Origin of the sequence: Pyxidicoccus xibeiensis (assembly GCF_024198175.1) — a bacterium.
GTDB classification, from domain to species: Bacteria; Myxococcota; Myxococcia; order Myxococcales; family Myxococcaceae; genus Myxococcus; species Myxococcus xibeiensis.
The window spans coordinates 81,959-104,918 of the sequence record NZ_JAJVKV010000025.1 but is presented as its reverse complement, the minus strand read 5'-3'; the positions used below and the strand labels follow the sequence as shown (position 1 = coordinate 104,918).

Below are 22,960 nucleotides of genomic sequence, written 5' to 3'. Positions count from 1 at the left end.
TTCAGTATTCGTGTCATCGGGCCATTTGACCGATGCGCGTGCGCAGCACGGATACATTGACAAGAATGCGCAATTCATCCGATTGGTATGTCTTCCAATGATGGAGGCGCTCGTGCCGGGTACGCGGACACAACGGTTGTCACGGGGGCCAGCGAGGTGGTGGCGCCCGGTGGTGCTCGGGCTGGCCCTGAGTGGTGTTGCTGGCTGCGAGGGAATGATTCACGACCCGGACCGGCCCGGTGGCCCCGGTACGCCGGGGGGGCCCGGCCCCGCCGTCGTCGAGCAGCCGGCCCGCTCCGTGCGCATGGCGCGCCTGACGCACGCGCAGTGGTCCAGCACCGTGCAGGAGCTGCTCCGGCTGGACGCGCCGCCCACCTCCCTGGCGGAGGCCTTCCGCGCGGACCCCTCCCAGAGCGGGTTCCTCTTCGACAACGACGCGCGCGCCCTCTCCGTGGACGAGGCCCTCTGGGGCGCCTACCAGCGCGCGGCCGCGGAGCTGGCCGGACAGGTGACGACGGACGCGGCGAAGCTCGCGCGCATCCTGCCGGCGTCGGCCGCCACCCCCGAGGAGCGCGCCCGCGCCTTCGTGGAGTCCTTCGGCCTGCGCGCGCACCGGCGCCCGCTGACGTCCGCGGAGGCGGAGACCTACCTCGCGCTGTACCGCAAGGGGCCCCAGGCCTACGCGGGCATGCCGGCGTTCGAGGGCGGCATCCGGCTGGTGCTGGAGGCCTTCCTCCAGTCGCCCCACTTCCTCTACCGCGTGGAGCGCAGCACGGAGGCCCAGAAGGACCGCGTGCCGCTCGACGACTACGAGGTGGCCTCGCGGCTGAGCTACGGCCTGTGGGGTGCCATGCCGGACGACGCCCTGTTCACCGCCGCGCGCGAGGGGGCCCTGCGCTCCCGCGAGGGCGTGGCCACGCAGGCGCGGCGCATGCTCCAGGACGCGCGCGCGAAGAGCGTGGTGGAGGCCTTCCACCGCACCCTCTTCGACGTGCCCCGCTACGCCACCATCCGGCCCTCGCCCACGCGCTTCCCGGAGGTGTCCGGGCGCTTCGCCGAGTACGCCACCCGGGAGAACACGCTGTTCGTCCGGGACGTCGTCTTCTCGCGCCAGGGCCGCTTCAGCGACCTGCTCACCTCGCCGTCCACCTTCGTCAACGCCGAGCTGGCGCGCGTCTACGGGCTGAGCGGGACGTACAACGACGACTTCGTCCCCGTGACGCTGGACTCGCGCGAGCGCAAGGGCGTGCTCACCCAGGTGGGCTTCCTGGCCTCGCACGCGACGTCGGCGGACCCGGACCCCATCCACCGCGGCGTCTTCCTGTCCGAGCGCATCCTCTGCCAGAAGATTGGCGCGCCGCCGGCCAACATCCCGCCGCTCCCCGCGCCCCAGGGGCGCACGAACCGCGAGGTCGTCGCCTCGCACACCGAGGCCCCCGGGACAAACTGCGCCTCGTGCCACTCGACGCTCATCAACCCGCTCGGCTTCCCCTTCGAGGGCTACGACGCCATCGGCCGCCACCGCACCACGGACAACGGCCACCCGGTGAACGCCAGCTCGGCCCCCTTCATCGGGAGCGACCAGGTGCAGGTGCGTGACGCGCTGGACCTGGCGGACGCGCTCGCGGCCAGTGAGCCGGTGCATGCGTGCTACGCGCGGCACTGGGTGGAGTACCTCCACGGGCGCCCGTTCGCCGAGGAGGACGGGCCGCTGGTGGAGCGGCTCGGGAAGCTGTCGAAGGAGGGCGGGCTGTCCATCGTCGACCTCGTCGTGGAAGTCGTCACCAGCGCGGGCTTCGTGAACCGCCACCCGGAGGAGCTGCCATGAAGCTGAGTCGCCGGCTGGTGTTGAAGGGCATCGGCGGGGCCGTGCTGGGCCTGCCGCTGCTCGAGAGTCTGATGCCGAGGGCGGCCCGCGCGGCGGACTCGGCGGCGCTGCCGTACGCCATCTTCTTCCGGCAGGGCAATGGCGTGGCCGCGGCCCAGAACACGTCGGAGCTGGGCGCCGAGCCGGAGCGCTTCTGGCCGAGCGCCCTGGGCGCGCTCACCACGCAGAGCATGGCCGGGCGGGCCGTGGGCGTGCTCTCGGACCACCGCGCCAACCTGCTGCTGGTGCGCAACATCAACATGAAGGACTACGACTACGGGGACGGCCACGCCCGGGGCGCCCTGCAGGGGATGACCGCGCGAGGCCCCGTGGTGGAGGGTGCGGGCGGCAGCTCCGAGGCCTCGGGCGAGTCGCTGGACCACCGCATCGGCCGCGTGCTCAACCCGCAGCAGCGTGACTCGCTCTTCTTCTACGCGGGCCGGCGCGGCGGCTGGCTCGGGGGCCCCTGCATCTCCTACCGGGGCAGCGGGGCGCGCCGGGCCGCGCTGCATGACCCGTGGGTCGCGTACCAGACGATGATTGGCGGCCCGGGCGGCCTGACGCCCGAGGCCCGCGAGCAGCTGCTCGTCCGGCAGCGCAGCGTGAACGACCTGGTGAAGGCCCAGCTCCAGCAGCTCCAGCAGCGCCCGGAGCTGAGCTCGTCCGACCGCCAGCGGCTGGACCTGCACCTGTCCAACGTGCGGGATCTGGAGGTGGCCCTGAGCTGCCGCATGCGCGCGGACCAGGAGCTCATCTTCCAGCAGCAGGCGCCCGGCTATGACAGCACGGTGGGCGACGAGGTGCTCGCCACCGCGAAGCTGCACATGGACATCGCCGTGCTGGCGGTGGCGTGCGGCACCACCCGCGCGGCCGTCATCCAGGTGGGCAACGGCAACGACGGCGACACGCGCTATCGCGACCCGGCGACGGGGCAGCTGATGGAGAACTTCCACTACATCTCCCATCGCCGCAGCTCACACGACTCCAGCGGCGGCATCATCAGCGGCTCGGACGTGCTGCACCACCAGGTGGATCTCCAGTTCGCGAGCGCCTTCAAGTACCTCCTGGACCGGCTGGCGGCCTACCAGCTGCCGGACGGCAAGCGGCTGCTCGAGCACGGCGTGTCCGTCTGGTACAACGACCTGGGCAACGGGCCGGCCCACTCGGCGTGGAACATCCCCTACGTCCTGGCCGGAGGCTGCAATGGCTTCCTCAAGCAGGGCGTCTACGTCGCGGCCTCGGGCGGCGGCAACCCCAACCACAACCGGCTGCTGAACACGATTGGAAGCGCGGTGGGGCTGAAGAACGCAGCCGGCGGGAACCTGGACGACTTCGGCGACCCGGCGCTCCCCAAGGGCGTGCTCTCCGAGCTCATCGCCTGAGCGGCACCTCGCGGCCTGCTCCGGTGCGCTGCGCCGGAGCAGCCCGCACCTCGGGCCGTGGGTGCTTCCCGTCCATCTTGGGCTCCACGACAGTCCCATGACATCATGGATGGCTTCACGGCGGTTCCAGGTGGAGGTGCCAGGTGCACACGCTTCGACTCACGCGCACCCTCTTCGTAGTCGCGGCGGCCCTGCTGGCCTCCTGCAAGGGTGACATCGGGGGAGCTCCCGAGCCGCCACCCGGAACACCACCGCCGCCGGTGGCGCCCGAGGAGCTGCCGTTGCGGCGGCTGTCGGCCGTGCAGTTCCAGAACACGCTGCGCGACGTGCTCACCCGGACGCTCGGCGCCACGGAGGCCGGCGCGGTGCTCCGGGACGGCTCGGTGGCGGCGCTGCTCCAGAGCTACCCGAAGGACCTGCGCGTCCCCATTCCGGGTGAGTCGCATGGCGGCTTCCTTCGCATGGACCAGGGCGTGCAGCAGCGGCACATCGACATCTCCTACTCGCTCGGGCTGCGCGTGGGCGAGCTGCTGGGGACCAGCGCCCCGCGGCGGGGGCTGCTGCTGGGCGCCTGCGCCACGGACGCCAGCACGGCCAATGATGAGAGCTGCCTGGGCGACTTCATCTCCCGCTTCGGGCGCCTGGCCCTCCGGCGGCCCCTGGACGCGGACGACGTGGCCTTCTACCGCGCGGCCGTGAGCGACCCGCCTGTCTCCGCGCTCGCCGTGCACAAGGTGGTGGCGCTGATGCTGACGGCGCCGGAGTTCCTCTACCTCGTCGAGCACGGGCAGGCCGAGGCGGAGGGCACCGAGTCGCGGCTGACGGCGCACGAGCTGGCCGCGCGGCTGTCGTACCACTTCTGGCAGACGATGCCGGACGAGGCGCTCGCCGCGGCGGCGGACTCGGGCGCGCTGCTCACCGAGGCCGGCTACCGCCAGCAGGTGGAGCGCCTGGTGGGTGACTCGCGCGCGCACCAGGCCCTGGGCGAGTTCTTCAGCCAGTGGTTCCGCCTGGACGACCTGGAGGAGTTCGACGCGCGCGTGGGGGACCCCATCTTCGACGCGTTCCGCGGCAGCTTCACCCCGAGCGGCGACACCCGCGAGCGCATCAACGCCGAGGTGGCCGACCTGGTCACCTGGCTGGCGGCGCATGACGGCACCCTGCAGGACGTGCTCACCGACCGGCACGCCTTCGCACGCAATGCCGACCTGGCGGCGCTCTATGGCGTGCCGCAGTGGGATGGCGCGTCGGAGCCGCCCACCTTCGCCGAGCCCCAGCGCTCCGGGCTGCTGACGCGCATCGCCTTCCTCGCCACCGGCTCCGCCAACACGCGGCCCATCATCAAGGGCTACCGCATCCGCAACGCGCTCCTGTGCGAGCCCATTCCCCCGCCGCCCGCCGAAGCCATGATGACGCGGGTGGAGCTGTCGCCCGAGCTCACCACGCGCGAGGTGGTGGAGCGCCTCACGGAGACGCAGGGCTCCTGCCCCTCCTGCCACCGGACGCACCTCAACCCGCTGGGCTTCGTCACCGAGAACTTCGACGCGCTGGGGCGCTTCCGCTCCGCGCAGCGGCTCTTCGACAGCAATGGCCAGCAGGTGGCCGAGCGGCCGGTGCGCACCGACACGGCGCTCGCCATGCTGTCAGGTGACACCCGGCCGGTGTCCTCGGCGGCGGACGTCACCCAGCTCATCCTCGAGAGCGGCCAGTACGAGGACTGCTTCGCGCGGCAGTACTTCCGGTACACGTTCGCCCGCGCCGAGAGCGACGCTGCCGACCAGCCCATGCTGGACGCCTTGAATGCGGCGGCGAGGGGCCGCCAGTCGCTGCGCGCGGTGCTGGCCTCCGTCGCGCTGCGCCCCGAGTTCCAGCGGAGGGACTTCCGATGAGCACGCGTGGCATCTCGCGCCGCACGATTCTCCGGCTGGGCGGAACAGGGCTGGTGCTGCCCTTCCTCCCCAGCCTCCTGCCGGCGACGGCGCGCGCCCAGTCGGCACCCTCCCACAAGTGCTTCGTGATGCTGCGCACGGAGCACGGGGGCATCCTCCAGCGGGACATGTTCCCCCTGGACGCCACGCTGACGGAGTCCCTGCCGTACGCGGGCCACACGGTGCGCCGGGGCCCGCTGCGCCCCACCGTGTCGGATGGCGAGACGCGCGTGTCGGCGGTGCTGCGAGCCCCGTCGAGCGAGCTCACCGCCTCGATGGTTCAGAAGCTGTGGGTGCTCAACGGCCTGGACATCCCGTTCTACATCGGCCACCACCGGGGCGGCACGCTGGGCAACTTCTCCGCGAGCGACCAGGCGCCGGACGCGGTGAAGCAGAACGGCATCCGGCAGACCATCGACCAGATCATGGCCTGGTCTCCGTCGTTCTACGGGGACGCGGCGGGCGTGCGCGAGCGCGCCATCATCCGGGGGCACCTCTCGTTCGCGCACTCGGACCCGCGCCTGCGGCAGGGACCGGTGGAGCCGGTGGGCAACACCGTGGATGGCTCCAACCAGCACCTCTTCGACCGCCTGTTCGGAGATGTCACCGGCGGCCAGCCGCTCATCAGCGGCGCGGTGATGGAGAACTTCCGGCGCTTGCGCAATGGCAACCGGCGCCTGTCTTCAGCGGACCGCCGCCGGCTGGACGACCACCTGGAACGGCTGGCCGAGCTGGACCGCAAGCTGAACACGGTGGCGCGCTGCCAGTCGCCGGTGCGTCCGACGACGTCGAGCGGCCAGTACACGGGCCAACCGACGTACGGGCGGGACCCGGAGGCGCAGTCCCTGTCGCACGAGCTCTGGAACGACGTGTACACGCTGGCGCTGTCGTGCGGCGTGTCGCGCATCGTGGTGGCGGGCGCGCCGGAGACCTTCAGCACCTTCGCGGGCGACTGGCACCAGGAGATTGCCCACCAGGCGGCCAGCAGCGAGCCCGCGTACAGCACGCTGCTGGCAGCGCACCACCTCTTCTTCCGCCGCGTCTTCCTGGACCTGGCGAGCAAGCTGGAGGCGGTGGACATGGGCGACGGCACCCGGCTGCTGGACCACAGCCTGCTGGCGTGGGCGCAGGAGTCGGGCAACTACACGCACGACCACACCAGCGCGCCGATTGTTGCCTTCGGTGGCGCGGAGGGCTTCTTCCGCACGGGGCAGTACTGCGACTACCGCAACCTGGCGAAGACGACCGGGCAGGGCCCCGCGGGAGAGCCACGCTGGTTCGGGCTGCTGTGGCACCAGTGGCTGGGCACGGTGCTCCAGTCCATGGGCATCCCTCGGACGGAGTGGGAGGACACCTCCCAGTGCCGGGGCTACCCCAACTACAAGTACGACGACATTCCGGACTGGGCGGGCCCCCAGGGCTCGACGGGCCCCGTGTATCCGGACTCCGTCTGGAACGCCGCGGGTGAGGTGTTGCCGTTCCTCCGGGTGTGACGCCCGGTTGCTGCTCCCGGGGTTCGTGGAGCACGCCTGCGTCCGGCAGGAAGGGCCTACGCTGGCATCGCGCGTACAACAAGTCGTGCATCAACGTCCTCAGCGGCTACAAGCAGTCGCTCGCAGAGGACGAAGAGGACCACGAAATCACGGCGGCCAACGTGAGCGGTGTTCGCACCAAACTCGAACTCTGGGAAGACAGCACCTACACAACCATCGTCGGAGCTGGAAAGGCGGCCGCGCTGGCCCAGAAGGCCGCAGCCAAGATCAACAACGTCTTCAAGAAGTAGACAGGGTGGCGGAACCGGAAATGGAAACGACTGGGACGGGGACGAGCGACTACTTCATCCTGGAGTGGGATGTGCTCGACGGGTATTGCGCCATCTTCACCTTTCCGGAGGGGATGCCGAAGATTCACAAGCCCGCGCGCGGCATTCGCATGGGGACTGAGTATCCGGATGGGCTGCGGTTCAGCATGACCAAGCAGGAGCCGGGGCTGAAGATTGCCGACGTCATCGCGAACGCCGTGAACTACTTCATGGTGTCGAAGCGGATGAAGGGAATCCTGGAGGAGCACTCCGGCGCCGACATCGAGTTCCTCCGGTTCGTGCTGTTGAACCACCGCGGGCGCGTCGCAAGCGAGGACTGCTACATCGCGAACGTCATCGGCATGCACGACTGCGTGGACATGGACCGGACGGAGGGCGACCGGGACCCGATGAAGCCTGCCCGCTTCATGTACCTGCGACGCCTGCTCCTGCAGGAGGACAAGATTCCCCCCACGGCGAAGCTCTTCCGCGCCTCGGCGGTTCCCCGGCTGATGATCGTCCGCAAGGACCTCAAGGAGCAATTCGAGAAGGAAGGCGTCACCGGCATCACCTGGTTCCCGGTGGGCTCCGAGGTAGCCATCACCGTATGAGTCACGACTACGTAGACGTGGCCCGGTACAACATGTCCCTCACGCTCCGCTCCGGCCTGGAGGGGATGGCGCGCCAGGACGAGCACCAGGCCGACCACGTGGCGAACGTCTGCGTGGCGTACCGCGTGCTCGGCATCTGCGCGCTGCTGCAGAAGGCGGACGTGGAGGAGTTCGCCGGGCTGCTCTGCAAGGCGGGGCAGACCCGGCACCACCTCCTGACACTCGCGGGGACGCAGCCCGTCGCGCCGGAGCACCTGCTGGGAAGCGACAACGTCGGCTTCAGCGACGCACTCGTCAGGTCACGACCGGGCCCCGCCCCGGATGAGCCACTCGGCGGCGGCCAGGTTGATGACCCACGCCGCCCCCATGAGGAGCGCCCGGGGGAGCTCCTGCGGCGGCCCGAAGAGCAGCTGCCACGGCGCGAGCGTCAGCACCTGCGTGCCCGCGCCCATGCCAATGGCATAGCCGCGCAGCATCCAGGCCCCGTGGCGGGTGAAGTCGCGCCGCATGACGGCGGCGAGCCCGAGCAGGAGCGCTACCAACATCCCCAGGCCGAACAGGAACCGGAGCGCGCCGAGGAGCGCCCCATCGTGCGCGGGGAGCGCGAAGAACGCGTTCATCCACAGTCCCGACGCGGCGGCGACGAGGCCGCTCGGCAGCAGGACCCGCCCCGCCCTGCGGTGCCACCCGGGCCTGCGGCGGCGGAAGTCCGCGGAGAACTGGAACGCGCCGAGCACGCAGAACAGCGTCGCGCCGACGATGTGCAGCCCGATCGGCCAGGGCGCCGCGAGGAACCGGGCGTTGTCCGGCGTGGCCTCGGCGCCGGATGCCACCTCCACCAGCCGGAGGGAGCCGGCGACGGCCGGGACTGCCGCGAGCAGCAGCAGCACGGGGACGAGCCAGCCCCGCCGTGAGGAGGGAGCCGGAATGCGGGAGTGCGCGGTGAGCATGGCTCCCTTGTAGCGATGGAGCCGACGGCGGTGAATTCGCCCAAATGCGGATTCTGGGTCGGCCGGAAGTCGGGCGCCCGGGTCATCCTTTCGGCCAGGTGCCCCGCAAGCGCCGCGTCGGTCGGCTCAGCCGCGGATGCGGCCGGCCTCGTAGGCCCAGATGGCAATCTCGACGCGGTTGCGGGCCCCGAGCTTGGCCATCAGGCTCGCGATGTGGCTCTTCACGGTGCTGAGGCTGATGTGCAGCTCCTCGGCGACCTCCGCGTTGGTGCGCCCGCGGGCGACGGTGAGGAGGACCTCCTCCTCGCGGTCGGTGAGCGGCTCGCGCGGCTGCGGCCGGGGTCGTCCGGGGCGCGCGCCCGCGAACGTGGAGAGGAGCCGCGCGGTGACGGCCGGAGCGATGAGCGCGTCCCCGTTGGCGGCGGCGCGGATGGCCTGGGCGAGCAGGTCCGGCCCGGCGTCCTTGAGCAGGAAGCCGCGGGCCCCTGCCTTGAGGGCGGCGTACACGTAGTCGTCCTGGTCGAAGGTGGTGATGACGACGACCGCCATGGGATGCTCGACGCCGGGCCCGGCGAGCCGGCGGGTGGCCTCGATGCCGTCCATGCCGGGCATGCGGATGTCGAACAGGCACACGTCGGGGCGCAGCGCGAGCGCGAGCTCGACGGCCTGGCGTCCGTCGGCCGCGACCCCCACGACCTCGAGGTCTGCCTGGGCCTCCAGGAGCATGGCGAGCCCGGTGCGGACAATCTCCTGGTCGTCGGCGATGACGACTCGAACACTCATGGCGTCAGTCCGTTCCGGGGGAGCACGGCGGTCACCGTCCAGCCGCGCTCGGGGTTGGGGGCCGCGTGGCAGCTGCCCCCGAGCAGTGCCGCCCGCTCCGCCATCCCGATGAGGCCGTAGCCGACCGCGCCGGAGGGGCGGGCCTGGACGGGCTCGCCGTCGTCGCTGACCCGCAGGCGGACCGACGCCGCCTCGACGGTGACGCCGACCTGGATTCGCGTCGCGTGGCGCGCGTGGCGCCGGGCGTTGGTGACGGACTCCTGCGCGAGTCGGTAGATGGCCGCGGAGACGGAGGCGGAGAGGCTGTCGAGGTCTCCGGAGAGGTCCACGTCGACGCCGGGCCCTTCGGCGTGGAGGCCCGCCAGCTCCCGCAGGTCCTCGACGCGCCGGCCGGGTGCGAGGTCGGCGGGCTCGCCTCTCCTCAGCACCCGGACCATGCCGCGCATCTCGGTGAGGGCCCGGGAGGCTTCCGCCTCGATGACGCGCAGCGCATCGACCGCGGCCTCGGGGCGTTTGGACGCCAGGGCCAGGCCGGCCTGTGCGCGAATCGCGATGGCCGACACGTGATGGGCGACCGTGTCGTGGAGGTCGCGCGCCAGCTCCTCCCGCTCGCGCAGCTTGACCTGCTCGAGCTCGCGCGCGTGGGCGTCGGCGCGGTAGCGGAACGCCACCCCGAGTGCCACGGCGGACAGCAGGATGGCGAAGCCGCCGAGGACGTCGGTCCCCCGGACTCCCGTCGAGACGAAGTCCAGCGACGCCGACGCGAGGATGAGCACCAGCCCCACCAGGGCCTCGCGCTCCTTGCCCCAGCGGAAGAGCGCGTAGGGCAGGAGCAACAGGAAGGCCGACATGTGCAGCCCCGGCAGCGCCGTGCCGGTCACCAGCCTGGCCAGCGCCACGGCGGCGCTCGCACCGAAGGCGACGGTGACCATGGGCAGCGGTCGCGACCTGCGCCACAGGAGCGTGGGGATGAGCGCGATGCAGACGAGCACGGACGGGGACCGCCACGACAGCTCGGGTCTCGCTGCCACCTCGAGCGCCGCGAGCACGCAGAGTGCAGCGAGCAGGCCCCAGTCCCGGAGCCCCCGGCCAGGCGGGCGGGCGGTCTCCGGCAGGGACCAGACGAGGCGGGGAGGAGCGCGCATGGGTCGGAGCTCGCGCTCCCAGGCTCGACAGGCGGCTCGGGGCGGAGCGGGCCGATGATATGCCCTCCTCCCTCCCCCACTCCAGCTTCGAAGCACGCGCGGGGCCGTTACGGTGCCGCCCTGCCCTTCGCTTCCCGCCAACGCTGGCCGGGACGTGCTGCACCGCGTGCTGGCGCGCTGGGAGACAGTCCTCTGCCCGCCCGTTCGCTACGGCGCGTCGAGGATGAGCAAGCCGCGCGCCTTGTCCACGACGTACACGTGCCCGTCGCCAGGGACGCGGATGCCGATGGCGCCATGGAACAGGCTGTCCGTCCGGTCCGGGTCCGACTCGCGGAAGGTGTTGTAGTGCGCCACCTCGCGCGGCTGGGAAGGGTCGGACACGTCCAGCACGCGCACGCCCTCGTGGTACCAGGCAACGTAGAGGCGCGTGCCCACCAGCAGCATGTTGTGGATGGAGGTGATGCGGCGCTTCCGGTACTCGCCAATCTTCACGATGTGGGCCGGGTCGGTGACGTCCAGCACGCGCAGGTGCGCGCCGAGCGTCTCGCCCCCCTCGAAGGCCACGGTGCGACCGTTGATGGTGCCCACCGCGTTGGCGTGGCTGACGGCATGGGTGTACCCATACTGGCCGAGCAGCGACGGAAGCTCTCCCTGGGTGTCCACCACGAGGAAGCCGTCCTCCATGTGGTTGATGTAGAGCCGGCCCGCGAACGCGAACGCGTCATGCGGGAAGCCGTCCCCATTCGGGTACGTGTAGCTGGAGAGGAGCCGCGGCGAGAGCGGCTCCGACACGTCGAAGATGAGCGTCCGCCGCGCGGAGGGGGACATCGCGTAGAGCCGGTCGCCCTCGACGAACACGGTGTGTACGTCGACAGCGCCGACGATGCCGCCCTTCTCGCTGCGCACCATGGCAGGCCGGGCGGGGTCGGTGATGTCATAGACGAGCACGCCAGCGTCGCCACTGGCGATGTACAGCGCGTGGTCCTTTGCCCAGACGCCATTCCAGAAGGTGTCACCCGGCAGCTGGAAGGACGCGCGCTGCACGGGAGCCCGCGGGTCGCTGAGGTCGAAGACGGTGAGGCCGCCGGTGTCGTTCGGGTTGTCGGTGGAGACGACATAGGCGTGCCCCCGCGTGACATACACGTCCACGGGGCGTCCCCGCGGCACGTAGGTCTCGGAGACGAGCGAGAGCCCGGAGGACTCGGGCTCACCCTGGGGCCACGTCATGCGCTCGGCGCGGAAGGTGCCCTGGGAGTACAGCCGGCCGTTCCTGCACCAGGCGTAGCAGCCCGTGAGCGTGCGGGAGTCGGGGGCCTGGCAGAGCTGGAAGGTGTAGTCCTCCGTGCGCTGGCCCAGAAAGCCCGAGGAGGCCGTGAGCCGGAACACCTGCCAGTTCGCCTCGGCGTTGTCGGCCGGCTGGCCCATGAGGGTCCGCGGCTTCCCGGAGGCGTCGAACAGGAAGCCACCCGACTCGGGGACGGGGTTTCCGTCGCCCCGGTCGGCACGCAGCTCGGCAAGGTAGATGGCGCCCCGGGGCTCCTGGGCCGAGAACGCCCCCAGGTCACAGCCCGACACGTCGAAGTGCATCAGGGCGGAGCCTTGCTGACAGCCGCTGGCAGCCGGCCCCGGGGGGATGCACGAGGAGAGCACCCCGGGGTCGGTCCACTCCCCCGTCTCGGGAAGCGGCGTCCAGGGCCCGTCATAGGCGGGGGGCGCCTCCGGCGGGGACTCGGGCGGGAGCGGCTTCTCGGAGGAACAGGCGGACAGCACCGCGGCGCAGGCAAGCGCGGCGAGCAGATGCACGACAGGGGACGGCATGAAGCGGGCTCCCAGGGAACGCTGGCGCCTGCTCCGGTAGGAGGGCGCCTGCTCATCCAGGATACGGTCAGCTCCGCGCTGCCTGGCTGCGATACTTGCGCGGTGACGGAGACCGACGTCAGGGCGCGTCGGAAACGGGCAGGCTACTCCACGACTCGCGCCGACCAGCCGAGCGCCGCACCCACCCGGGTGATCAGCTCGTTGTACTTTTCATTCTCCTCCCGGCTCGCCGAGCGGGCCTTGGCCGCGTAGAGAGGAAGCAGCTCCTGGACCGCGGGAGCGTACGCTTTCTGGAGCGCCGCCTGCTCGTCCGCGGTGGTGGCCTGCCGATAGCGCCGGTAGAGGTCCTTCAGGGGGGCCGCCTTCGATTCCATCTCCGGGTCCGCGAAGGTCGGTAGCGGTGCGTCCTGGGGAAGATGCCGTTGCGGAGGGGGCGTGGCCTTCCGGCTCCTGGCGTAGAGGCCGGTTGTGCCCTCGGCCTCTTCGACGTAGCGGATGAAGTCGTCCTTGGAGAACACCTTGCTCTTGATGTTGCCCTTCGAGTCACGCCCCACCCGGATTTCTCTCGGGAAGTCCTCGTGCACGCCGTAGCTCCAGGTCCTGTCGATGAACAGCGCGTCGCTGAGCACGAAGGGCCCCTTGAAGTCGACGCCGTCGAGCTGGACGGTCTGCTCGCCGGGACGGAAGCCCTTCGCCGTGGTGGCGTTGGTGGCGTACACCTCGTTCACGATGAGGTACGGGCTGAACGTCGGGTTGATGAGGCCGCCGCGAGTGCCCGTGTACACCACGAACCCGAGCTTCCCCGTGGTCGCGGACTCCATCGAGTGCAGCCCCGCGCGCAACGAGAGCTCCCGGGCGGCACGCGGCTGGACCTCGTAGGAGGTTCCGTCGATGGTGACGCTGATGGGAGCCGCGGTCGGGTTGTCGATGGAGAACTCCACACTGTCTTTCGAGCACCCACTCACGGCCACGAGGAGACAGAGTACGACCAGATACTTATTCATGAACTCTCTTGGGTTGAAACATCGAGAAGCAGGCGCCGTGCCTTAGCACCCTTCGTGAGCCGCGGACGTGGGAAGAGCGGTATACGAGAGCCCCTCCCCCCGACGACACCGTGTGATGCCCCTGCCCGACCCCGACGTGCTGTCCCTGCTGGCCCGTATCTACGACTCTCGCAACAGCTTCTTCGATGCGGAGGGCCGCTATTGCCACCGGATCCCCTCCACCTTCACCGAGGCGGAGCATCAGCAACTGAGGGACGCCGGATGGGTGCCCAACGCCTTCACCCACTGGGCGCATGACGAGGCCATCGACAGGCTGCGCCAGGCCGCCGCGGCGGTCGACCTGCGCCAGGCCGCCGATGCATTCGTGGCCTCGATGGTGTCGGCCGAGCCCGCCTGGTTGACCGTGCTGCCCGCCACCGCCCTCGGGCGCGCCATGCCGGCACACGCCGAACAGCCCATGGGCGGCGGCAGCTGCCGCGTCTGTTTCTACAAGGCAGACGCCGTCGATACCACCCAGGCCGCGTACTTCCGCCAGCTGGACGGCTCGGGTTGGGGTGACGCCCACCCGGCCGAGGGTGCACTCGCCCTGGCCGCCGTCATCGACAGCCCGGCTGCGGCCTGGCCCAAACCCACACCACGGGATGTCTGGGTATTCCACCGCGTGTTCGAGCTGCTGCGCGCCCTTCCCTCCACGGCTCGCTACAGCCACGCGCGTGCCGCGCTCCAGCAGGCGGGGCTGCTGCGCGCCAACCGTCCCTCGCGCTGTGAGACGGTGCTGGAAGCGCTCGCGTTCATCGGCATCCTGCAGACGCCGGAGCACCCGGGCCTGATGACCCGGTTCACTCCAGCCATCGAGCGCGACCGCCGTCCCTCGGTCCGCGTCGAGGTGCCGGCGCCGCTGGCGTGGTGGACGGCAGGCGATGGCATCCACGAAGCGCTGGTGGCCACGCTGTTCGGCCATCTCGAGAAGCCGGAGGCCGAGCCCGTGCCGCCGCCGCCGGCAAAGCCCGCGGGGCGCCGCAAGGCAGGCAGCCCGGCCAGCCCCCGGCCCAAGTCCATTTCCGGCCCGCCGACCCCGGGCAGCGTGTACGCCGTCCGCTACCGCGAAGACCTGTGGGGTGCCGCCTATTGCCACGAGGTGCGCACCGATGAGCGGGGCATCGTGCGGGGCCGGATGGAGTACCTCGACCTGCTGTCCCCCACCCCGCCCACGGCCGACCAGGTGGCGGGCATTTCCTTCCGTGATCGTCGGAATGGCGAGCGCTGGCAGACCTGGTGCAGCGGCCTCGAGAAGACCACCGGGGTCAAGCGGATCGCGGTGGAGGTGCCCGCCCCCGCGCACGCCCAGCCCGTGCCGGAACGCATCCCAATCGGCGGCGCCCGCGACCTGCAGCATCTTGCCGGCTGGAACTTCGACTTCTGAGTCCAGGCAACCGCGCGGCCTCTCCCCCGGCCTGGCATACAGCCCGGGGGCCCGGTCAGCAGCGCATCTGCGCGAGGCCCTGCTCTCGCCGCGGGCCGTGACGCCGCGCGAGCTGAGCCCTGCCCCGCGCGAGCCACGGACGCGCTCTGGAGAGACAAGCTACATCGCGGGTCCTGGCTCCTGGAGAGAACCCAGCGGGGCAGTTTGGAGTCACGGGCAGCGTCAGATGCAGGTGCTATTCAATTACGACTGCTCGGCCCTTCGCCGGGCAGGAGCACCCGACATCTCGCTTCCTCGAACTCGAGTTCCCCATGAACTGTCGTTCTCTCGTCTCCCTGCTCACCGGAGCGCTGCTCCTGTTGAGCGCTTGTGATGGCGAGCCGCTCGACGCACCCTCCCCTTCGCCCGGCAGTCAGATTCGGGCGTTGGTGGATGGGACGCTCGTCAATGGCCAGCCCCTCACCTTCCTCGCGGCTCCGACTGGAGCCCAGCGCCTCTACACCCTGGACGTTCCCGCGAACCAGAACGCGGTGACCTTCACCACGACGGGCGGTCCCGGGAACGCGGACATGCTCGTCTCCTTCGGAGCCACTCCCACTTCCGCCAATGCCCTGTGCGCCTCGGCGCAAACCGGCAGCGCGGAGACCTGCACCGTCTCCGGGCGCTCGACCGCGGGCACCTGGTACGTGCTGCTCTCCGCCACGAGCGCCTTCTCCAACGTGACGCTCACGGGGAGCTACCAGGCCGGGGCGACGGACAGCACACCTACCCAGGTGCTCACGAGGGGCCAGGCGGTGATTGACCTCGCCGGTGCCGTGGGCAGCTGGCGGACGTACTCCCTGGTGGTCCCCGCCGAGCAGGCCCGCCTGGACGTGCAGGTGTCCGGCGGCACCGGGGATGCGGACCTCTACCTGCGGCAAGGCAGTGCCCCCACCCTCACGGCGTACGACTGTCGCCCCCGCACGGTCGGCAATGAGGAGAACTGCTCGGTGAACGCGCCCCAGGCAGGCACCTGGTACATCCTGCTTCGTGGCTACACGGTGTTCAGCGGCGCGAAGCTGGTGGCTACCACCACGCCCGTGCAGACGCCGCTCGTGAATGGGCAGCCCGTCACGGCGCTCTCGGGTGCCTCGAGCTCGCTGCGCTACTTCACCCTGGACGTTCCCGCGGGGCAGAGCCTCCTCAAGGTGACCCTGGCGGGCGGAACGGGCGACGCGGACCTCTATGTGAAGCAAGCGGCGCTGCCCACGACGAGCAGCTACGACTGCCGCTCCATGGCCGGCGGAAGCACCGAGACGTGCTCGGTGACGAGCCCCCTGGCGGGCACCTGGCACATCATGGTGCGTGGCTACTCCGCGTTCAGCGGCGTCACCCTGCTCGCGTCAACCGTGAGCGACGGCGCCACCGGCATCCCGCTCGTCAATGGCCAGCCCGTCGCGAATCTCGCCAGCGACAATGGCAGTCCGTCCCTCTTCCGGTTGGACGTGCCCGCCGACGTCGCGCAGGTCCGCTTCGAGGTGCCCTCCGGCACGACGGGCGACTACGAAATGTATGTGAAGCGCGGGGGCGAGCCGACGACGAGCAGCTACGACTGCAAGCAGGGCAGCACCCATGGTGGCGCGGCCTCCTGCGTCTTCAGCCAGCCCCAGGCGGGCGCCTGGTACGTCCTGCTCAAGGCCGCCGCCCCGGAGAATGTCTACCGCGGCCTGTCGCTGGTGGGGACCAGTTCGGGCGTGGTCCGCAACAGGGTGCTGACCAACGGCCAGCCCGTGACGGATGTCTCCGCGACGCTCAACGACTTCCTCTATTACACGCTGGAGGTGCCGGCGGGGCAGCGCCGGCTGGCCGTGTGGGGGGATGGCGGCACGGGCCGGGGCTGGCTCCATGCGCGGTACGGCAGCAGGCCCACGGAAGCGACCTACACGTGCAAGACGCTCACCCCCAACGCCTGTTTCATCGAGAACCCCCAGGCAGGGACGTGGCACTTCCTGGTGAGAGCCTACGAGCCGCTCTCGGGGCTCACGCTGACGGCCGGCTATTCAGCGTCCATCCCTCCGGTGACAGCGCTCGAGAATGGCCAGGCCTCGGCGGCGTTCTCGGGCACGCCGCTGGACGTGAGGACCTTCACCCTCCAGGTGCCGCCAGTCCAGGGCCGGCTCACGTTCAACCTGAGCGACGCCGGCAGCGGCGCGATTCTCTACGCGAAGCACGGAAGCGAGCCGACGCGCCAGGACTACGACTGTGCCGTCACCTGCAAGGTGGACCGCCCCACGGCCGGGACCTGGTACGTGAAGGTCTTCGCGAGCCGGCCCTACTCTGGCGTGACGCTCACGGGTGGCTACACGGCGCCCACGCCGCTGACCAACTTCGACTCCGAGACAGTCGTTCCCGAGGACTCCCCGTCGCGCTCCGTGCACTACTACCGCTTCGAGGTTCCGCCCGGGAGGACCGGGTTGAGCTTCGTGGCGTCGGGCCTGGTCCAGTTCGACCTGGACCTCTACGTCAAGCGGGGCGCCCTGCCGTCACGGACGGACCATGACTGCGCTTCCGCCACGGTGAACACGGCCTACGAGCGCTGCGACTTCTTCGACCCGCAGGAGGGGACCTGGTTCGTCCGCGTGGAGAGCACCCATGTCTACAACCAGCCGACCTGGCACAACACCGTCGTCGCCTCGCACTCGGAGACCGGACCGGTCTCCACCATCACCGACAATGCCCCGGTGCGTGTCCACGGGGACCGGAACAGCTTCCAGACCTGGCAGCTCCAGGTGCCCGCGGGGCAGCCCTACCTCCTCGCGGAGGTGCTCGACAGCATGAAGTACACCTGGGCGGGCGGTGAGCTCTGGCTTCAGCACGAGGCCGCCCCGACCCTCTTCTCCTTCAAGTGCATCGCGCGGGAGTCCTGTCTCATTCCCGAGCCCGCGGCCGGCACCTGGTTCATCACCCTCCGCGGCGCTGGCTCATTCGACGGTGCGCTACGGGTCACCACGATGAGCCGGGACCGGCGGCAGCTGACGAGCGGCATCTGGGAGAACCCTCTCAACGGCGAGCCGGATTCGATGACCCTCTACACGCTGGAGGTGCCCGCCGGTGCCAGCGACCTGAGCTTCCGGCTGATGGCCCAGGCCACGAATGGCAGATTCGCGAGCCTCTTCGTGCGCCAGGGGACGCCTCCCAACGAATACCAGTACGACTGCAAGGTGCTGAACGGGGTTGGGAAGGAAGGCAACTGTGACTTCGTCCAGCCCCGGGCGGGCACCTGGTACGTGGGCGTGCGAGACGCCCAGGGAGGCTCCCTCGCCAGGGTGCGAGGGACCTACGCCATGACTCCGGGCGAGGGCATCCCCGAGCTCACGCCCTTCGTCGCGCGCTCCGGCCTCTCGGGCGCGGAGGGCTCCGTGCAGCACTGGAAGATGGAGGTGCCAGCGGGGCAGCGCATGCTGTGGTTCGCGACACGAGCGGGCCTGGGAGACGCGACGCTTCGGGTGAAGGTAGACGGCAGGCCCGTCGCTGGAGCGAGCCTGGACTGCGTCACCCAGTCCACGGATGAAGGCCGGCTGTGCTTCATCCCCAATCCGAGGGCGGGAACCTGGTTCGTGTCACTCGTCGGCGGAGCAGACTACAAGTACCGCTCACTGACCGGCGCCTATGTGAACGCGAACACGGTGGCGTCTCTCACGAATGGCGTGCCCATTCCCAGCCTGTGGGTCGGCAACGAGCTGCCGCAGTACTTCAAGCTGGAGGTGCCTCCTGGCGAGGCCCTGCTGACGTTCGACGTGGACTTCCTCGCGCAGGAGAAAGGGGCCCTCCAGGTCCACATCTCCCGGGATGCGCTCCCCACCACGGCAGGTACGCCCTGCGCGGAGCCCTCGGCCGGTGTCGTGCGTTGCCGGGTGCTCTCGCCCGAAGCGGGGACGTGGTACGCCCGGGTGATGTCCACCCGCTCCGGCACCAACGGGTGGGTTGGGGGTGTCCGGCTGGTCGGCTTCCACGCCCCCCAGGTGGACGACGTCCCCCTGCTCCTCAACGGCAGTCCGACCCGCGGGCTCTCCGGCTCGGCGACCCAGACGCGAGTCTTCAAGCTCATGGCTCCGGAGGGTGCCAGGGAGCTCGTCGTGATGCTGGGGAGCGAGGTCTCACCCGCCAGAGGCGTGGTTTCCGTCGCGTTCCGGAAGGGCAGCCCTCCAACGGCCACGGAGTGGGACTGCGCCAGCGCGCCAGGCAATGGCGCGTACTGCCAGAGGGACACGCCCGCCGCGGGCCTCTGGTACGTGAGCGTGACGCCCTCCTCCTACTACAGCGACATCTACCTGGTGGCGCTCGCCCGGTAGCCCTCGGCGCCACTTCATCCCGGCCGCGCTCCGAGGCTCCGGACCTCGGAGCGCGGCCACACTCCGGGCGTGAGCCTCGGGCAGGTCTACCTGCCCAGGCAGGACAGGCTGGCCGCCGCGCTCACCAGCGCAGGTGGAAGAGGCCCACCCGGCCGCCCTCGGAGACCTGTACCGGCTCGACGGTGCCCTGCTCCCGGGTGAGCTCGAAGGCGAACTGGAAGATGCCTTCCCACGCGACGAAGACGAGGCGCGGCGCGGGCTCCACGAGGCGCACCACCAGCTCCCCGGAGCGCGGAGAGCGCGCGGTGTAGCTGTACTCGGTGCCGTGCTCGTACATGCCACCGATGGAGCCGAAGCGGCTGAAGATGGTTGCCGGGGAGGCGCCAATCAGGGCCAGCAGCGTCTCGGTGAACTGGCGGACCATGGGCCCATAGCCGTCCCGGGTCACCTCCAGGCTGAACCGGCGGACGGCGTCCTCGCCGCCGTCCATCGCCACCGCCGCGTAGATGTCGTCCAACACCGAGCGAGGCACCCACGACGTGCGCAGGATGAGCTTGTCGAAGTAGACGGCTGTCTCGGGACTCACCCGCTGGCGCATGGTGGCGCGCACGCCCGTCTTATCGAAGTGCTTCAGGTAGTTGATGATCGAGGTTCCGCTCACCTCGTGCCGGACGGAAGGGACTTTCTCCTGGGGCGTCTGGGAAGGGGCGCTACTCGGGTTCATGTGTGTGATCCCTCGCGGCCGTGCCCGCGCCGTCCATGGAACGGCACTCCAGGTTTATGCCGTGATTATGGAATCATCCGATTTCACTAAACCGCGACAGAAGATACTGCCAGTGAAGTCGAATCACTCCGACAGTTCTGGCCGTCCGCCTCAAGGCACGAGGCAGGAGCGCTGGTGCGCGTCGAGCTGACGGCCCCACCGCTCGACGAAGGCTCGCTGCAGCGTGCGTCCGGAAGCGAAGCAGAAATAGGCCTCGCGGCTGAGATAGGAGAAGGTCATCGAGTAGCGGTCCACCGTGGTCGGCGGGGAGGCCCGGTGCAGGCAGCGCGCGGTGTCGCAGAACACCGCCGTGAGCCGGGGGCCGACGAAGGTCCGCTGCTCCGCGGCCGGCACCACCCGCTCCAGCGCCTCGGGCGTGCAGGTGCTGCCCCAGGCGTAGCGCAGGCGCTTCTTCGCCTCGGCGCTCTGGCGGGCGTCGATGGCCGCGAAGGGCCCCGACCCGGCATCCACGTCGCTCAGGTAGACGATGAGCTTCAGCATCCGCTCGTCTTCCGGGTCCGCGTGCCACAGCCGCGTCCCCTCGCTCAGCCCGTTGGCGAACTCGCGCTTGATGTTGACGCCGAGGTAGTCCACCGGCAGCCCCAGGTAGCGCTCCGCGAGGTCCAGGAGCGGCCGCGACAGGCCAAAGAGGAACGGCTCGGCCTGGCCCAGGAGCTCCGCGTCGGAGGTGAGCTCGAAGGTCCGCCCCGGGACGGCGGGCCGCTGGCGCAGCTTCTCCACGTGCCCCTCCACGGCGCGCAGCGTCTCGTCGAGGGGCAGCCCCAGCGCGTCCAGCGGGAGCTGGGCAAGCCCGGTCTCGCTCAGCTGCTGGTAGACGGTCCGGAGCGGCCCGTCCAGCCACGGCAGCCTCTCCACGTGGTTGGCCCGCGCCAGGCGGTGCCCCAGCTGGAGGAACTCCTCGACGTAGGAGACCCGGCGCAACCTGCGCTCCACTGCCTGCCGCACGCGAGTACGCAGATTGTCATGAAACTCATAGGGCATGGCGGCGGCACGTTTGGCACGGAGCGAACAGTGGGCAAGTGTTGGCCGCGCTTGATTCCGTGCTCGTGAACAATCAGGCGCGAGGCCCGGCAACCGGGTGAGGTTGCCGGGCTGAGGAGCCTTCGCGCCGTCCGGAGTGCTACCGGACGATGTTCACCGCGGTGTCATCGAGGAAGAAGCTCGTCTTCAGCGACGAGTCCTCCGTGCCGTTGAAGTAGATGCGGACCGTCTGGCCCTTGTACGCGGCCAGGTCGAACGTGCGCTGCACGTAGGCGGTGCCCTTGTCCAGGTTGCTGTAGGTGGCCAGCGTCGCCAGCACCGTGCCCGCGCTGTTGCGGACCTGGATGGCCAGCCTGTCGTAGACCGTCGTGGTCGTCGTCTCAGACGTGGTGATGAGCGCCCAGAAGCTGAGCGTGGCGCTGCACGCCGTGGCGGGGATGGTGATGTCCTGCCAGGCGAACTCGGTGCGCGTGGTGCCGTAGCCGTTGAGCCAGGCCTTGTACGTGCCCGTGCGCGGCGCGCTGCCAGACGTGGTGTTGTCGATGACGCCCGACGAGGTGGTCCACCCCGTGTTGCCGCTCTCGAAGCCCGCGTTGGCCAGGAGCTGCTCGGAGATGGAGCAGCTGCCCGTGCCGTTGTTCACCGTCACGGACACCGTGGCCGACGTGCCCACGTTGTTCGCCGCGTCATACGCCTTCGTGGTCAGCGCGTAGGTGCCATTGGCCACCGTCGTCGTGTTCCACGAGAAGGCATACGGAGCGGCCGTCGCCGTGCCCAGCAGCGCGGTGCCCGCGTAGAACTCCACGCGAGACACCCCCACGTTGTCAGCGGCGCTGGCGGACAGGGTCGCGGTGCCACTCAGCGTGGCGCCGCCCGCGGGCGAGGTGATGGACGTCGTGGGCGGCGTAGTGTCACTGCCGCCACCGGTGATGAAGCTCGTGTACAGCAGCCTGTTGGGCGAGCCGGTCCCCGGGCTGGTCACCTTGTTCGGCGTGGCGTTGTTCACCAGCGCGTCGCGCACCTGCGCGGGCGTCGCGGTGGGGTTGGCGCTCAGGTAGAGCGCCGCGGCGCCGGCCACGTGCGGCGAGGACATGGACGTGCCGCTCATCGAGGTGCTCGACGTGTTGCCGGAGTTCGACGACGAGGTGATGCTCGAGCCCGGCGCGAAGATGTCCACGCACGTCCCGTAGTTGGAGAACGACGAGCGCGAATCGGAGCTGGTGGTGGAGCCCACGGTGATGGCGCTGGGCGCGCGGGCCGGCGAGTAGTCGCAGGCGTTGTCGCTCTCGTTGCCGGCGGAGACCACCGTCGTGACGCCCGCGGCAATCAGCCGCTCCGTCGCATCGTCGATGGCCGGAATGGCGACGTCGCCCAGGCTCATGTTGGCGACGGCGGGCTTGATGTGGTTGGCGGCCACCCAGTCCATGCCGCCGATGACCTGCGCGTCGCTTCCATAGCCCGTGCAGTCGAGCACCCGCACCCCGTGGAGGGTGACCTTCTTCGCCACGCCCCACGTCGTGCCGCCCACCGTGCCCGCCACGTGCGTGCCGTGGCCATGGCAGTCCGTGGGGTCGCTGTCGTTGTCGATGAAGTCGTAGCCGTTGCCGATGCGACCGGTGAACTCGGTGTGGCCCAGCCGGATGCCGCTGTCGAGGATGTACGCATGCGCGCCGGTGCCGTCGACGTTGTAGGTATAGGTGCTGTTGCGCGGCAGGTCCCGCTGGTCGATGCGGTCGATGCCCCACGTCGCGTTGGTCTGCGTCGCCGACACGCGGAGCAGGCCGTTCTCCTGCACGTACGCCACGCGCGGGTCGGTCAGGAGGCCACGCACCTCCACCTCGCTCATGTTCGCCAGGAAGCCGTGGATGGTGTGCTCATACGTCCGCAGCACCTTGCCACCGTTGAGGGACACCAGCTCCCGGGCGATGTTCGCCGCCCCCTGCTGCCGGACCTCCTGCGTGGAGTCGCGCAGGACGACGATGTACTCGTTGGGGACGGCCCGGGCGCGGCGAATCATCTGCGCCGACTGACCGAGCTGCTCGCTGTCGGACTCCTGCGCCTCTGGCAGCGGGCCGCATGCCGCGGCCAGCAGGGAGATGGCACTCACCGCCTGGGTCAGTTTCAGTTTCATTCGGCCTCTCGGGGACGTGCG

At 70.2% G+C, this 22,960-nt stretch carries 16 protein-coding genes; 8 read left to right on the top strand and 8 right to left on the bottom strand.

The window, feature by feature from the left end:
* The first annotated feature begins 214 nt into the window (after nucleotides 1-214).
* From LXT23_RS47480 to LXT23_RS47455, 6 genes are all read left to right on the top strand, one after another.
* Nucleotides 215-1,828, top strand: coding sequence for a DUF1592 domain-containing protein (locus LXT23_RS47480; protein WP_253987176.1), 1,614 nt, complete (start codon nucleotides 215-217; stop codon nucleotides 1,826-1,828).
* Complete coding sequence (locus tag LXT23_RS47475; RefSeq protein ID WP_253987175.1) at nucleotides 1,825-3,249, top strand: DUF1552 domain-containing protein; 1,425 nt, start codon at nucleotides 1,825-1,827, stop codon at nucleotides 3,247-3,249. The genes LXT23_RS47480 and LXT23_RS47475 overlap by 4 nt, the downstream gene beginning before the upstream one ends.
* 143 nt (nucleotides 3,250-3,392) lie before the next feature.
* The gene (locus LXT23_RS49965) at nucleotides 3,393-5,138 is read left to right on the top strand and encodes a DUF1592 domain-containing protein (protein WP_253987174.1); all 1,746 of its coding nucleotides are present in this window, start codon (nucleotides 3,393-3,395) and stop codon (nucleotides 5,136-5,138) included.
* Nucleotides 5,135-6,670: a DUF1552 domain-containing protein gene (locus tag LXT23_RS47465; RefSeq protein WP_253987173.1), complete on the top strand. Its 1,536-nt coding sequence runs from the start codon at nucleotides 5,135-5,137 to the stop codon at nucleotides 6,668-6,670. Before LXT23_RS49965 ends, LXT23_RS47465 begins: the two co-directional genes overlap by 4 nt.
* Entirely contained in the window at nucleotides 6,667-6,960 is a 294-nt protein-coding gene (locus LXT23_RS47460; RefSeq protein WP_253987172.1) for a hypothetical protein, read from the top strand. The genes LXT23_RS47465 and LXT23_RS47460 overlap by 4 nt, the downstream gene beginning before the upstream one ends.
* A gap of 20 nt (nucleotides 6,961-6,980) precedes the next feature.
* Nucleotides 6,981-7,589 carry an imm11 family protein gene (locus LXT23_RS47455; protein ID WP_253987171.1) on the top strand — a complete coding sequence of 203 codons (609 nt, stop codon included), beginning with the start codon at nucleotides 6,981-6,983 and terminating at the stop codon, nucleotides 7,587-7,589.
* Nucleotides 7,590-7,888: 299 nt separating this feature from the next.
* Here LXT23_RS47455 and LXT23_RS47450 read toward each other — a convergent pair whose 3' ends face one another.
* The 5 genes from LXT23_RS47450 to LXT23_RS47430 form a co-directional block, all read right to left on the bottom strand.
* Nucleotides 7,889-8,539 (bottom strand): DUF2306 domain-containing protein, encoded by a 651-nt coding sequence (locus LXT23_RS47450; RefSeq protein WP_253987170.1) that lies wholly within the window; start codon nucleotides 8,537-8,539, stop codon nucleotides 7,889-7,891.
* 126 nt (nucleotides 8,540-8,665) lie between these two features.
* Nucleotides 8,666-9,322 carry a response regulator gene (locus LXT23_RS47445; protein ID WP_253987169.1) on the bottom strand — a complete coding sequence of 219 codons (657 nt, stop codon included), beginning with the start codon at nucleotides 9,320-9,322 and terminating at the stop codon, nucleotides 8,666-8,668.
* A complete protein-coding gene (locus tag LXT23_RS47440) occupies nucleotides 9,319-10,467 on the bottom strand; it encodes a sensor histidine kinase (RefSeq protein WP_253987168.1) in 1,149 nt (382 codons plus the stop codon). Before LXT23_RS47440 ends, LXT23_RS47445 begins: the two co-directional genes overlap by 4 nt.
* 207 nt (nucleotides 10,468-10,674) lie before the next feature.
* Nucleotides 10,675-12,285 (bottom strand): LVIVD repeat-containing protein, encoded by a 1,611-nt coding sequence (locus LXT23_RS47435; RefSeq protein ID WP_253987167.1) that lies wholly within the window; start codon nucleotides 12,283-12,285, stop codon nucleotides 10,675-10,677.
* A 143-nt stretch (nucleotides 12,286-12,428) separates the two neighbouring features.
* Complete coding sequence (locus LXT23_RS47430) at nucleotides 12,429-13,289, bottom strand: lipoprotein (RefSeq protein WP_253987166.1); 861 nt, start codon at nucleotides 13,287-13,289, stop codon at nucleotides 12,429-12,431.
* A gap of 115 nt (nucleotides 13,290-13,404) precedes the next feature.
* On the opposite strand from LXT23_RS47430, the gene LXT23_RS47425 reads away from it, so the two are divergent.
* Together LXT23_RS47425 and LXT23_RS47420 are read left to right on the top strand one after the other, a co-directional pair.
* Nucleotides 13,405-14,712, top strand: coding sequence for a hypothetical protein (locus tag LXT23_RS47425; protein WP_253987165.1), 1,308 nt, complete (start codon nucleotides 13,405-13,407; stop codon nucleotides 14,710-14,712).
* 311 nt (nucleotides 14,713-15,023) lie between these two features.
* On the top strand, nucleotides 15,024-19,043 hold the full coding sequence (locus LXT23_RS47420; RefSeq protein WP_253987164.1) for a PPC domain-containing protein: 4,020 nt from the start codon (nucleotides 15,024-15,026) through the stop codon (nucleotides 19,041-19,043).
* A gap of 121 nt (nucleotides 19,044-19,164) precedes the next feature.
* Here LXT23_RS47420 and LXT23_RS47415 read toward each other — a convergent pair whose 3' ends face one another.
* From LXT23_RS47415 to LXT23_RS47405, 3 genes are all read right to left on the bottom strand, one after another.
* Entirely contained in the window at nucleotides 19,165-19,767 is a 603-nt protein-coding gene (locus tag LXT23_RS47415; protein WP_253987163.1) for a hypothetical protein, read from the bottom strand.
* Nucleotides 19,768-19,917: 150 nt separating this feature from the next.
* Nucleotides 19,918-20,748 (bottom strand): phytanoyl-CoA dioxygenase family protein, encoded by an 831-nt coding sequence (locus LXT23_RS47410; RefSeq protein WP_253987162.1) that lies wholly within the window; start codon nucleotides 20,746-20,748, stop codon nucleotides 19,918-19,920.
* Between the two features lie 199 nt (nucleotides 20,749-20,947).
* Nucleotides 20,948-22,939 (bottom strand): S8 family serine peptidase, encoded by a 1,992-nt coding sequence (locus tag LXT23_RS47405; protein ID WP_253987161.1) that lies wholly within the window; start codon nucleotides 22,937-22,939, stop codon nucleotides 20,948-20,950.
* Nucleotides 22,940-22,960 lie beyond the last annotated feature (21 nt).

What these genes read in the sequence shown, in the direction of transcription:
- LXT23_RS47480 (WP_253987176.1), top strand. Translation starts at nt 215, where the DNA reads ATGATTCACGACCCGGACCGGCCCGGTGGCCCCGGTACGCCGGGGGGG.
- LXT23_RS47475 (WP_253987175.1), top strand. Translation starts at nt 1,825, where the DNA reads ATGAAGCTGAGTCGCCGGCTGGTGTTGAAGGGCATCGGCGGGGCCGTG.
- LXT23_RS47465 (WP_253987173.1), top strand. Translation starts at nt 5,135, where the DNA reads ATGAGCACGCGTGGCATCTCGCGCCGCACGATTCTCCGGCTGGGCGGA.
- LXT23_RS47455 (WP_253987171.1), top strand. Translation starts at nt 6,981, where the DNA reads ATGGAAACGACTGGGACGGGGACGAGCGACTACTTCATCCTGGAGTGG.
- LXT23_RS47450 (WP_253987170.1), bottom strand. Translation starts at nt 8,539, where the DNA reads ATGCTCACCGCGCACTCCCGCATTCCGGCTCCCTCCTCACGGCGGGGC.
- LXT23_RS47445 (WP_253987169.1), bottom strand. Translation starts at nt 9,322, where the DNA reads ATGAGTGTTCGAGTCGTCATCGCCGACGACCAGGAGATTGTCCGCACC.
- LXT23_RS47440 (WP_253987168.1), bottom strand. Translation starts at nt 10,467, where the DNA reads ATGCGCGCTCCTCCCCGCCTCGTCTGGTCCCTGCCGGAGACCGCCCGC.
- LXT23_RS47435 (WP_253987167.1), bottom strand. Translation starts at nt 12,285, where the DNA reads ATGCCGTCCCCTGTCGTGCATCTGCTCGCCGCGCTTGCCTGCGCCGCG.
- LXT23_RS47430 (WP_253987166.1), bottom strand. Translation starts at nt 13,289, where the DNA reads ATGAATAAGTATCTGGTCGTACTCTGTCTCCTCGTGGCCGTGAGTGGG.
- LXT23_RS47425 (WP_253987165.1), top strand. Translation starts at nt 13,405, where the DNA reads ATGCCCCTGCCCGACCCCGACGTGCTGTCCCTGCTGGCCCGTATCTAC.
- LXT23_RS47420 (WP_253987164.1), top strand. Translation starts at nt 15,024, where the DNA reads ATGAACTGTCGTTCTCTCGTCTCCCTGCTCACCGGAGCGCTGCTCCTG.
- LXT23_RS47415 (WP_253987163.1), bottom strand. Translation starts at nt 19,767, where the DNA reads ATGAACCCGAGTAGCGCCCCTTCCCAGACGCCCCAGGAGAAAGTCCCT.
- LXT23_RS47405 (WP_253987161.1), bottom strand. Translation starts at nt 22,939, where the DNA reads ATGAAACTGAAACTGACCCAGGCGGTGAGTGCCATCTCCCTGCTGGCC.